Genomic DNA, 12537 nt, shown 5'->3' on the forward strand with positions numbered 1-12537 from the left:
TTATACCATGAGTGCGGCCAATGTCACACGTTGCGGCTACCTGTACGCCGGCACCAGAATCACCGACTCGCCTGCGCTTAGCGTCAGCCTGAGTTCGCGGGATGCCATTGCCTCCCTTCTTATTGCTTGCTCTGCTGCGGCATTGTCTTCACCGCCCGCTCTCATGCGCGATTCATCATCGACTGCAAGCTCCGCACCTTCATACCGGATCAAATAATTGCCGCCTTTCTCCGAACGAAGCACCGCTCTTGCAAGCGCCCCGCCGCTCCATTCCAAATCGACGACACAACCGCCTCTACCCCGCAGTCCCGATATTCTCCCATCCGGCCAAGCCTGCGGCAGCGCCGGGAGCAGCAGGATCTCTCCGCGATGCGACTGAAGCAGCATCTCTGCTAGGGCGGCCGTGCCGCCGAAGTTCGCGTCGATCTGGAATGGCGGATGATCGCCGAACAGATTAGGGTGCACCGACTTTGAGAGTAGGGCGGACAGATGCTGGAGCGCAGCCTCTCCATCGCCGAGCCTTGCCCAGAATTCGACGATCCAGGCACGACTCCAGCCCGTATGTCCTCCGCCATTAGCCAGTCTGCGTTCCAATGTTGTACGAGCGGCCGCCGCCAGTTCCGGTTCGCCGCGCGGCGTAATTTGTTCGCCCGGGTGCAGCGCGAATAGATGCGAGATATGACGATGACCCGGCTCCACTTCCTCATAGTCCTCCGACCATTCCATCAAGCCGCCGGCACGGCCAATCGCCGGCTTCGGGAGCCTGACGATCGCGTCGGCAACCTCCGTCCGGAAGTCGCGCTCCCGCGTGTCGCTGCTGAAATCCAGCACATCGATCGCTTCCAGGCATGCAGTAAACAACGCATGCGCGATCTGGGAGTCCATCGACGGACCGACGCATAATCTTCCTGTCTGACCGCTCGGCAGACGGTACGTATTCTCAGGAGACAAGGACGGAGCTGTCACAAGTCTGCCGTCAGCATCTTCCACGAGGAAATCCAGCAAGAACAGCGCCGCTTCCTTAAGCGTCGGATAGGCCCGCTCGCGCAGGAACGTCTCGTCCATGTTATAGCGGTAATGCTCCCATAGATGCAGCGCGAGCCAAGCCCCGCCCATTGGCCAAATAACGGCTGGCATGTGTAAGCCGATAACATTCGTCTCGGCCCACAAGTCGGTCGCATGATGTGCCGTGAAACCTCTTGCGCCATAAATCTCTTTGGCCGTGACGCTTCCTCTCTCCCTCAGTCGATCCAGCAAGTCGAATACGGGCTCGTGGCATTCCGCCAGATTGCAGCTCTCGGCCGGCCAATAATTCATCTGAAGATTGATATTCAGATGATAATCGCTTTCCCATGGCGGCGTATGACTGTCATTCCACACTCCTTGCAGATTGGCAGGCAGCGAGCCCCGCCTTGAGCTGGCGATAAGCAAATATCGGCCGTATTGATAGAAAAGCGCGAGCAAGCCGGGATCGGCGCCTCCTTCCCGGAATCTTGCTAGCCGCTCGTTCGTCGGCAGCCTCTCCGCTTCCTCTTCTGCGCCCAGCTCCAGCGATACCCGCCCGAACAGCTCGCCGTAATCCCGGATATGATCACGGCGTATGTCCTCATAACCTTTGTTTGCTGCCGCGTCCAGCGCATTGATGCAGGTGTCGACGGGATCCTTGCAGCGAAACGTTGTAGCAGCCGCAATATACAGCGTCGCCGCATCCGCGCCGTTAACGGAGAGAAAATCGCCAACGACGCAAGCCTCTCCTCCTTCGGCAACGACTCGTGCCGCCATGCAATACCGGACGCCATTCGGACCGCATTGCCCGGTCATATAGACCGTTGGCGACTGCTCCAATCTCCCGGCTTCGCCTTCGAATGGCCTGCGAATAAGATTGGCGTCGAACGTTAATGCGCCCGGCGTCCCGGCTGTCAGGCGAATGGCAATAACGCCATCTACATGACTGGCCAGCACTTCCCTACGATAATCGCGGCCATTCAGCTCGTAACCGACGGTAACGATTCCTTGATCCAGGTCAAGCTCTCTTGCGTACTCGCTTGTCTCGCTAATCGACGAATGGAAGCTGAGCTTGAGATCTCCCAATGTCTGATAAGGCGCGATATGCTTCGGCGTTGACGTTAGCGACAGCCTGGCCTTCCGCTCCGCCTCATCCAGCTTTCCTTCGAACAGCAGCCCCCGAATCTCGGCGAGCGCCTTCCCCGCTTCCGGATTAGCCCGCTCCATAGGGCCGCCGTACCATAACGAATCCTCGTTAAGCTGAATGCGCTCCTCGAGAACGCCGCCGAATACCATTGCCCCAAGCTTGCCTGATCCGATCGGAAGCGCCTCTATCCATTCGCGGGCAGGCTTTGTATACCATAATCGATTACGTGTCGTCGACAAGTCCAACATCTCCTCGTTTTGTGATTTCTCTCATTATATAAACTTTGCGAATGGACAAGGAGTGTTTTACAGGACTTTGACGGGTAAATTATTGACTTTTATAATGATAGTATCAGGAAGGACAGAAGGAGGGGCGGAGATGTTTACATTAAAAGAGAAAATATACCTGCTCAAGCTGCTGCAAACGCAGAAACGCAAATCATGGCTGGGAATCGGGCGGAAGGATCCCGTGCACGACAGGCTGGTGGAGAAGCTCGAGCAGATGGTCCGCAACGAGCAGGTCAATAAGGAGCATCTGTAAGCCGGCTGTAACCTGCAAACCAGATCATCCGCGACATGTAGCCAAAGTCAGTTAGTCAGTCACAAGAAGGGACAAATAGAATCATGACAGGGAAGACTCATCTCATCATCGGGGCGGCCATTGGCGCCCTCGCGTTTGTCGTACATTCGCCGGACATGGAGGACAGCCTCCTGTATATAGGCGTCGCGGCATTTTCCGCCTTGGCCCCGGATCTTGACGGTCCAAGCATGCTTAGCAGCAAGCTGACCAAACTAAGCAAACGAATTCGGGAGCTCGCCCTATGGGGCGGCATCCTGTATCTGGCGATTACGGCCTACTTGTATTTCAGCGGTCAGCCGCTGTCTCCCATTTGGGCTGGGGGCAGCATCGCCGCTATTTTGGCGGGTCTCGTTATGAAGCAAGGAGCGATACGAAATGCCCTTGTCAGCGCCGTCGGCATTTATTTGATCTATCATGGTTACATCCACGAAATGATATGGTTGATCGGATTGGGCGCCTTCGTCGTATGGGCGCCATGGCTCAAGCATCGCGGGATGACGCATACCGTCTGGATGCTTCCCGTCTGGTTGTGGTTAGGCTGGGGATTGGAGGAGCAACTGAAAGCGCCCGGACTTGGCATAACCGCCATGCTGGGTTACCTCTCCCATCTCGTCGCCGACACTCTGACGCCAAGCGGCGTCAAATGGCTATCCCCGCTGGTCAAGAAGTCGTTCAAGTTCCGTTGGTAATAAAGCTGCAGGCAAGCCCCGGTTCAAACCCGTCTTACGAAAGACGCGCTTGAACCGGGGCTTTTTATTTTGATCGGATGGTTTCTGACGTTCTCTGCAAATCTCTCTTTTCGGAGGTTGTCATGTCTCCGCCATTGCTTTCGTAGAATAGTAGTAGGAAGCCGCAATAGTTCAAATCGTTTTGGAGGGATTGCAATGAAAATTACGTCCGGAGGATTCGAGGTCGTCTATCATGGCAGGGTATTCGCCTATGAAATGAATCCGATCGAAATCGTGTTGTCGGAGGAAAACGATCCGCTCTCATTTGTTTTTTGCATCGAATACATACAGGAGCAGGATGATTTCACAACGGATATCCGACTCGTTAAATACAATGAGGTACGAATTACATGCGTCAACTTCCCGAGAGGCAAACCGATCGGAAGCTCGGACATGATTCATCTCGGCATTTTGAATAATCGAAAGCTTTCGCTGCGCTATGAGATTACCGTTAATTCCGATGCTTCTTCTTGGGCGCTGACCTTTACGTTTTATGCAGGCGAGGGGGTTCCTGCCCATGAATAAACTCGAAATCCAGGACCCCAAAGTCGCCAGCAAAATCATAGCGGCAAATGCGGAAAGCGAGAAACGCAAAGCGGAACTCGGTTTTCTCGGCAAATTTTTCGGATCGGGCGACAATGTTCGTCTGTATATCGTAGGCACGATCGCATTATTTGTCCTTCTCATTGCGCTCGTCTATACGCTGACGCCGGAAACCTACCGTTCCCCCGGCTTCGGCTTAAAGGAAATGTGGACGTTGGTCGTGCTTCCCGTCGAATCAACCATTATCGGCTATTTGATCGGATCGAGATCGAAGGATAGCGGCGGTTAGGGGTATTTTATGAACAATTAAAACCGCTCCGATACGACCTTCGGCTGCGTAAACAACAGCAGGTAATCTCTGCCGCCCGCCTTGGAATCCGTGCCGGACATATTAAAGCCGCCGAATGGATGAACGCCGACGAGCGCCCCCGTACACTTGCGATTGAAGTACAGATTGCCGACGTGGAATTGCTCCCGCGCTTGCTCCAGCCGGCTTCGATTACGCGAGATGACGGCTCCGGTCAGTCCGTACTCCGTATTGTTCGCAATGTCGAGCGCCGCCTCGAAGTTCGCTGCCTTGATAAACGCCAGCACCGGCCCGAATATTTCCTCCTGGGCGATAACCGCGTAGGGCTCTACATCCTTGAATATCGTCGGCTCGATGTAATAGCCAGAGCTGCTGCCCATGTTGCCGCCGCATACAAGCGTTGCTTCCGATCGGCCGATCTCGATATATTTCAGAATCTGAATGTAAGCCCGCTCGTCGATAACGGGACCGATGTACGTCGATTGCTCCGCTGCCTTGCCCATGCGAAGCGCAAGCGTCCGCTCCACGACTTTCCCCAACACTTCGTCATAGACCGCCTCGTGCACGACCGCTCTGGAGCAAGCCGAACACTTCTGGCCGGAATAACCGAATGCGGATGCCGTAATGGCGTCCGCCGCCAGATCCAGATCGGCGTCCTCGTCGACGATAATCGTATCCTTGCCGCCCATCTCCGCCACGACTCTCTTGATCCATTTCTGATCCGGCCGCGTCGCCGCTGCCTTCTCGTTGATGCGCAGGCCAACCTCGCGCGAGCCTGTAAAACAAACGAACCTCGTCAGCGTATGCTCCACCAGAAAGTCGCCGATTTCTCCGCCCGCACCCGGCAAATAATTGACCACCCCGTCCGGCAGCCCCGCGTCTTCCAGCAGCTCCATAAATTTGGCGGCGATAACGGCCGTGGGGCTTGCGGGCTTTAGCACAACGGTATTGCCTGCCGCAACGGCCGCCATCGTCATCCCGACCATAATGGCCAAGGGGAAGTTCCACGGCGGAATAATGACGCCTACGCCGAGAGGCAGATAAACTAGCTCGTTGTCCTCTCCGGCAAGCGGCACCAAGGGCTGACGTTCCGACAGGCGTTCCATCTCCCTGCCGTAGAACTCCATAAAGTCGATCGCTTCCGCCGTATCGCCGTCAGCCTCGGCCCAACTCTTGCCTGCTTCGTAGACCAGCCATGCGGAGAATTCATGTTTGCGTCTCCGCAAGAGAGCCGCTGCCTTGTAGAGCACTCTTGCGCGAGCTTGGGCCGGGACTCGCTTCCAACCCTCGAAGGCCGCCGCGGCTGCCTGTATCGCTTTATGGGCATGCTCCTCATCGCCTTGAGAAACCAGGCCGATCATTTGCGTAAATTGCGACGGATTCAACGATTTGCGTTTGTTCGTCGTTTCGATCCAGTCCGCTCCAATCTTGAGCTTGTATTCCCGCCCCAGCTCGGCTTCCACCTGCGCAAGCGCAGCTTGAAAGTCCGCGATATTGTCGCTGACTCCGAAGTCGGTAAACGGTTCGTTGCGGAACGGCTCTCGCATACGCTTCTCCCCTTTGCCGATAGAGATAAAGTTCACGCTGTTTGTTTGAAACAGCTCTTCTTGAACTTTATGCGGCGAAAGGGGCGAGCATAACAAATACCACATACATTGTTCAAGCTCACCCTTCTTTATTTGTCCCGTCCGCTTTTTTCGGCAAGATACGCCTTCTGTACTCCATCGGGCTCAAGCCATAATAATCTTTGAACAGCTTGGAGAAATGGATGCTGTTGTCGTAGCCTACCTTTTCGGCAATTTCATAGCTCTTCAAGGAGCTGTTCAACAGCGCCTTGGCATTTTCCATCCGGATGACCAGCAAATAATTCCAGACCGTCATCCCAGTCTCCTGCTTGAACAAGTTAGCCAAATACGTCCGGCTGAACGACACGGAATCTGCGATGTCCTGCAGCGAGATCTTCCCTGCATAATGCGCTTCCATATATCGTTTGACTTGCTCTACCATCAGATGGGAATGATTGCCTCCGATGCCTCGGAGCACAGTGAACATTTGCGTTGCCCCTTCTTCCAGCCTTCTACCCGCAGCATCCCGGAACACACGAAGGATGTCCGCATTGGGAACGGCTTCGCGCGGCGCTTCATCCGAATCGTTCGAGAACGACAGCTCTCCGGCTCGCTGCAGCGCCATGGCCTGGATCAACTTGCCCCATACAAATTCCAGCCATGCCTCGGACAATTCCTTTATCAAGTAGAAACGATGGCCAACCCACGGCTCCATCGTACTAAGGGTTTCCTCGATTAACGTTTTGGCTTCATCCACACGCATTGCCTTCAGGATCGTTATCCATCTTTCCACCAGGAAGGCGTGTTGCGCAATATGCTTCATCAGAATGTCCGTCGCCTGATGGCTCCGGCTTCGACGCAATCGTTCCACCGAAACGTTCAGCGCCTGATTCAATGCGCTTTGTTCGATCGGCTTCAGAATATAATCAATGGCGTTCAACTGCAGGCTTGTTTTGACATACGAAAAATCGTCATAGCTGGAAACGACAATGCAAACCATCCAAGGATAACGAAGATTGATCTGATGAATTAATTCCAGGCCGTTCATGTGCGACATCTGGACATCCGTAATGCAAATGTCAGCATAAAAGCTATCCAGCCAATCCAGGCATTTGTAGCCGTTGGCAAAAGCCTCCGCAGCTCTGATAGCGGGATAACTGCCCACTTTCCGAGTCAGGCTCCTGCGAATCAGATGTTCATCGTCGACAACAACCGCATAATACGACATGACGCGCCTCCTTCCTGCCGAGCTAACGTCGCAACGGGAATCGGATCTCCACGACCGCTCCGTTATGACGATTGTATACTTTCATGCCTGCCAGTTCGTCTTCCTGATAATACATTTTCAGACGAAAGTGAATATTCAGCAGGCCGACATTGGGATGGGCATATTGCAGCGGGAACACGTTCATCTGCTGAATTTGTTTATTGATCCAGTCCAGCTTCCCTGCCTCGAAGCCTGAGCCGTTGTCGAAAATGCGAATTTCAATATAATCGGCGCTCCCCTGCTTAAGCTTGCGGACGGCAACCTCGATTCGCAGCGGCTCGTCGAGCGGCACCTTTCCGTGCTTGACGCTATTTTCCACGATCGGCTGCACGATGGCTTTCAAGCATTCGGCTTCTTCCGTCTGCTCTTCGATATCAATTTCGTATTCAAAATCATCGCTCAGCCGTATTTTCATAATATCCATAAAATTGTTCAGATGGGCCATTTCATCACGGAGCATAACAACAATGCCATTAAACTGCGAAGTATAGCGAAGCATTCGGGACAACAGGATCGTAATTTTTTCGATCTCCGAATTCCCCGACATATGGGCTAAAGAATTGATAGATTCCAAGGTGTTGTACATAAAATGCGAATCGATCTGGGACTGCAAGGCAGACATAACCGCCTTCTCTTGCTTGATCTTCGAATTGGCCAGCTCGTCCACCGTATTATTCAAATCGTCCAGCATTGATTTGTACGATTTGCCTAGCTCCGCCACCTCGTCATTACCGTTGATCGCGATATATGAGTCCAGCTTGCCGTTTCGCGTGTTCCGCATCATTTTGCGAAGCTTCTCGATCCTTCCTGTGAACGAAGACGATATGCCTGCAGCTATCAATACGGCTGCCGCAAGTCCGGCAAGCGCAATGATGACCGTCGTTCGCCCGATATAAGAAATAATCGAGACGAATTCGCGGTAAGGCAATACAACGACCGTCACCCAATCCGAGGAAGGAATGGAGCGGTACAATATGATTTCTTCCGTCTCCTCTTTGAGGGAATATCCTTGCGTCTGTCGCCCTATTCGTTGCTGCATATCCTCCGAGAGCGGCTTTAATACAAGGTCGGGGTCATGGTGAGCCACGATTTGGCCAGCCTCATTGCTTATAAAGCCGTAGCCTTCCTCCCCCAACCCCATCTCGTTGACGATGTCCAGCGCATGCTGCAAATCAATGTCTATTTTCATATAGCCGTCATGCTTGCCGCTCCGTATTGCTTTATAAAGCGTCAATACGGGGATCTCTAGCGACTCTCCGCTCACCGACACATATTCGCTGCTGAGACGCAGCTTCTGGACAAAGCTTTGATATGCTTGCAAATCCATTTCGTCCGGGTCAAAGCCATGGTTCAGCCTGAAACCGTATTTGTTCGCAAAATGAAAGGCGTTGCCGTTGTCGTGCACCAGACTGATGGATATGACATCCGGATATTGAAACATATACGGCTTCACATAAATATCGATCATTTCCTGAAAGTGATAGTAGGCATCCAGACGTCGCTCCGCCCCCATTTTGAGCCATTGCTCCGCGGCCGGAGACGAGGAGATCAGCAGGAACCATTCCGAATATCCGCTCAAATATCTCTCCAGATTCAAATTGGCCTGCTTCAATATATGATCGCTTAATCGAATGACGTCGTTCTGGACCTTGCGGGTGGTCTGTTGATAAAATAAATAGCCTGTGGAACTGACAACAAACAAAATAAGTAATGAGATAACCGCAATCAGCTTCCGTTTCATTTTTTTGCCAAACCAATTTACGATATACACTTTATCGACCACCCGCATCGAGCCGCTAGGGCGTGTTTGCAAACTCCGAAGGGAGCAGATGGTGCCGAATTTTCGTTCCATGCAAGGCGCTTTTTCGAAGGCGTACCGGGGTACGTCAAGAAAAAGCAACGCAGCAGGGGGCGAAAAGGCGGTGTCAGATGCCCCTAAGCGGGTTTGCAAACACGCCCTAGTTCAGCTTATTTTTTGTTATTATTATACCAGTTCGTCATTTCGTCAATAAGTTCTTGGCCGCCCATCGCACGCCAGGACTCCGCGAACTGATCCCATGTCTCGTCGACGGGCGCTCCATCGATAATGATTTTTGCGGCTGGCTCGTGATATTCGTAATAGAGATTGAATAAATTTTGCCCTACTGCCGGCATGCCCATCGTCAGGCTCGGAATGCCTTCCGCATTGGATATTTCAATGGCCGCCTGCATTTTCTCTTTCATCAGGCCCGTATATTTGGCGGCAAAAGCTTGCTCGTTATAGCCGTGCATTTTGAATTGCTGACGCCATTCCGTTTTCTGCTCCACCTCGGATTCGGCTTTGTAGAAATAAGTCCCGCTTTCTTCCGCATAGTTGATTCCTTTGACGCCCAGCTCCGTGAACAGCTGCCCCTCTTCGGTGTACAACCAATCGAAAAACTTGATGATGGAAGCCGGGTCCTTGGCCGTTTTCATGATCAGATACGACTTGTCAACCGGGAATACCGTTGCACCGATAGGCCCGTCGTATCCCGTTCCACGCGGTGTCGGAATCGTGATGACATCCACGCCTGCGTCCGGTAAGCTTTCCGTCAGGCTTTCTTGCCACTTGTATCCGTCGGAAGGAACATGCCCCCAGACACCAGCCAATCCCGCATTGATTTTTTGCGACCAGATCGGCGTGGAGTTTACCAGAAATTCGGCATCCAGCAGTCCCTCGCGGTACATGATCTGCATAAATTCCAGTCCTTTTTTGAAATTGGGATGAAGGAAACCCGGAACGATCTCGCCGTTTAGTTCAATTCCCTCATAAGGCGATATGCCCCACATGCCCCAAATGTTATCGCCGGTCCAGGAGAAGTTCTCGCGCATCGTAAACGGGATTTCATCCTTTTCTCCGTTCTGGTTCGGATCGCCGTCCCTGAATTTGCGAAGCATGTCCAGCAGCTCATCCGATGTTGTCGGAATGGCGGTAACGCCTACTTTCTCCATCCAATCCTTACGAACGTACAGCACGCGGGAAGAAGGCGTGTGATTGGGCTGCGGAATCGCCATAATTTCTCCGTTAACCGTTACGGAATCCCATACCGATTGCGGAATAACCCGCTTCATATTGGGGCCGTGCTGTTCGATCAGGTCGTTGAGAGGCATGATCAGACCGTTCTCCAGCGCGCCATCGCCCTGGGAAAGTCCGTACCCGAGATAAACATCGGGAAAGTCGTCCGATGCAAATTTCAGCTTCAACTGATCGACATAGTTGGCGTGCGAGAAAAACGTGATTTGCGGGTTAATGCCCGTCTTCTCCGCCATATACTTGATTGTCCGATCCTCCAGCAGATTGCCCGAAGGCACCGGCTTGTTCACGTCCGACACATACAGCTTGAAGCTTGGCGTTTCCTTCGGACTTGCCGTTTCCGGCTGTTTGGCGTCATTACGCGCATTGTTTTCTCCCTGAGTATTTGGCTGCTCGCCCGAACAAGCCGTTGCAGTCAACGCAACCGCAAGCACCAATGCACCCATCGTCTTAATTCCTTTTTTCATCTGAATTCCCCCTCAATTACTCCATTTTATTATGTCAGGCTTAAGCCGTGGACATCAAATGAATCTTACTCCTTCAAGGAGCCGAGCATGGCGCCTTTAATGAAATGCTTCTGCACGAAGGGATACACCAAAACGATCGGCAGAGTGGCCACGATAATGGTTGCCATCTGCAACCCTTGCGGCGATACGTCCATGCTGACTAGACTGCTTGCACCCGTCTGCAGATCGCTGGTGTCGAATTGGGCCATCAGAAAGTACAAGTACAGTTGCAGCGGCCTCAAGCTTGTGTCCGTAATGTAAAGAAGCGCCGAATAATAATTGTTCCAATGGCCGACCGCATAAAAAAGCAGCAGCGTAATAACGATCGGCATGGACAGCGGCAAGGCGATCGTCCACACCATTCTGTACTCCGACATTCCGTCGACCCTTGCGGCCTCGAACAACTCCTCGGGCAACGAGCGGAAAAAGGTGATGCACAATATGAGATTAAACGCGCTTAGCGCGCCCGGTATAATAAGTCCCCATATGGAATTAAGCAAGTCCAGATTTTTGACCAGCAGATAAGTGGGGATCATCGGCGCCTGGAAAATCATCGTTACGATAATAAACAGGATAAACAGCTTTTTCCCCTTCAAATAGGACTTGGACATCGGATACGCGGTTAGCACCGTCAGAAACAGGTTGATGCTGGTCCCTATGACGACAATAAGCAGCGTGATCGCAAACGACCTCCAAAACGGCTTGCTTTCAAATACCAGCTGATAGTTATCCAGATTGAACCCGACGGGCCACAGCCCGACCTTCGAATGGATCAGAGCGTTTGTATCGCTGAAGGAGCCCGCCGCGACATGCAAAATGGGAATGGCGACCAAGAGACAAGTCAGCAGCATAAAGATGATATTTCCCGTATCAAATGCTCTTTCCGCCAACGTTTTTTTTATTTTCATGCGAATATCCTCCCTAATATAACCCTTCGCCCGTCGTCGATTTGCTCACCCTGTTCGCTACGACCAGAAGCAGGAAGCCAATGACAGACTTGAACAATCCGATGGCGGTTGCAAGACTATATTTGCCGCCAAGAATTCCGATGCGGTAGGAGTAAGTATCGAGGACATCTCCTACGCTCATGGTCATCGGATTAATAAACAAATAAATTTGCTCAAAACCCAAATCCATAATATGACCGATTTTCAGCAGCAGCAAAATCATGATCGCGGGCAGCATGCCGGGCAACGTAATGTGGAGAAATTGTTTGAATCTTCCCGCGCCATCCATTTTGGCCGCTTCGTACAGCCCCGGGCTGATGCCCGCAATCGCTGCCAGAAAAATAATCGCGCTCCATCCCATCTCCTTCCACATGCCGGTCGCGATGATGACTGTGCGGAAGTACTCCGCCTTTTGCAGGAAGTTGACGGCCGTTCCTCCGAAGCTCTCGATCGATTGATTGACGATTCCGGTGCGGACGGACAGCAGCATGTACACAAACCCGAATACGATCGTCCATGACAGAAAGTGAGGCAAATAAACAACCGTTTGCACAACCCGCTTGAAGACGATATTGCGTAATTCATTCAGTAGAACGGCCAGAAGAATCGGCGCAGGAAACGAAAATATGATTTGGTAGAAACTGATCACCAACGTATTCTCTATCAATCTTTGCAAGTTTGGATACGAAAAAAATTGAATGAACCATTTGAGCCCTACCCAGTCGCTGTTCATAAACCCGCGGAAAATATTAAAATCCTGAAACGCGATGACGCTGCCCAATAGCGGGACATACTTGAACACCAAAAAATACAGCAAACCCGGCAGCAGCATGACATACAAAGCCCGGTTTTTAACCATAAAACGCATACCTCTCCGCACCACCTGTCTTT

At 52.3% G+C, this 12537-nt stretch carries 11 protein-coding genes; 4 read left to right on the forward strand and 7 right to left on the reverse strand.

The window, feature by feature from the left end; all coding sequences use genetic code 11:
* Positions 1-36 precede the first annotated feature (36 nt).
* Positions 37-2400 (reverse strand): glycoside hydrolase family 95 protein, encoded by a 2364-nt coding sequence (locus tag H7F31_RS27890; protein ID WP_187101454.1) that lies wholly within the window; start codon positions 2398-2400, stop codon positions 37-39.
* 130 nt (positions 2401-2530) lie between these two features.
* On the opposite strand from H7F31_RS27890, the gene H7F31_RS27895 reads away from it, so the two are divergent.
* From H7F31_RS27895 to H7F31_RS27910, 4 genes are all read left to right on the forward strand, one after another.
* Positions 2531-2692 carry a hypothetical protein gene (locus H7F31_RS27895; RefSeq protein WP_179215307.1) on the forward strand — a complete coding sequence of 54 codons (162 nt, stop codon included), beginning with the start codon at positions 2531-2533 and terminating at the stop codon, positions 2690-2692.
* Positions 2693-2775: 83 nt separating this feature from the next.
* Positions 2776-3420, forward strand: coding sequence for a metal-dependent hydrolase (locus H7F31_RS27900; RefSeq protein WP_187101455.1), 645 nt, complete (start codon positions 2776-2778; stop codon positions 3418-3420).
* A 195-nt stretch (positions 3421-3615) separates the two neighbouring features.
* Complete coding sequence (locus H7F31_RS27905) at positions 3616-3984, forward strand: DUF6864 domain-containing function (RefSeq protein WP_187101456.1); 369 nt, start codon at positions 3616-3618, stop codon at positions 3982-3984.
* The gene (locus H7F31_RS27910) at positions 3977-4291 is read left to right on the forward strand and encodes a hypothetical protein (RefSeq protein ID WP_187101457.1); all 315 of its coding nucleotides are present in this window, start codon (positions 3977-3979) and stop codon (positions 4289-4291) included. Before H7F31_RS27905 ends, H7F31_RS27910 begins: the two co-directional genes overlap by 8 nt.
* A 17-nt stretch (positions 4292-4308) precedes the next feature.
* On the opposite strand, the gene pruA is transcribed toward H7F31_RS27910, so the two are convergent.
* The 6 genes from pruA to H7F31_RS27940 form a co-directional block, all read right to left on the reverse strand.
* On the reverse strand, positions 4309-5856 hold the full coding sequence (gene pruA / locus H7F31_RS27915) for an L-glutamate gamma-semialdehyde dehydrogenase (protein WP_187101458.1): 1548 nt from the start codon (positions 5854-5856) through the stop codon (positions 4309-4311).
* Between the two features lie 118 nt (positions 5857-5974).
* Positions 5975-7102, reverse strand: coding sequence for a response regulator (locus H7F31_RS27920; RefSeq protein WP_187101459.1), 1128 nt, complete (start codon positions 7100-7102; stop codon positions 5975-5977).
* Positions 7103-7124: 22 nt separating this feature from the next.
* Positions 7125-8912, reverse strand: a complete 1788-nt coding sequence (locus H7F31_RS27925; protein ID WP_187101460.1) for a cache domain-containing sensor histidine kinase — start codon at positions 8910-8912, stop codon at positions 7125-7127.
* Between the two features lie 197 nt (positions 8913-9109).
* Positions 9110-10660: an extracellular solute-binding protein gene (locus H7F31_RS27930; RefSeq protein ID WP_187101461.1), complete on the reverse strand. Its 1551-nt coding sequence runs from the start codon at positions 10658-10660 to the stop codon at positions 9110-9112.
* A gap of 65 nt (positions 10661-10725) precedes the next feature.
* Positions 10726-11607, reverse strand: coding sequence for a carbohydrate ABC transporter permease (locus H7F31_RS27935; RefSeq protein ID WP_187101462.1), 882 nt, complete (start codon positions 11605-11607; stop codon positions 10726-10728).
* 13 nt (positions 11608-11620) lie between these two features.
* Positions 11621-12505 carry an ABC transporter permease gene (locus H7F31_RS27940; protein WP_246608756.1) on the reverse strand — a complete coding sequence of 295 codons (885 nt, stop codon included), beginning with the start codon at positions 12503-12505 and terminating at the stop codon, positions 11621-11623.
* Positions 12506-12537 lie beyond the last annotated feature (32 nt).

Origin of the sequence: Paenibacillus sp. PAMC21692, assembly GCF_014303795.1 — a bacterium.
Lineage (GTDB): Bacteria > Bacillota > Bacilli > Paenibacillales > Paenibacillaceae > Pristimantibacillus > Pristimantibacillus agaridevorans.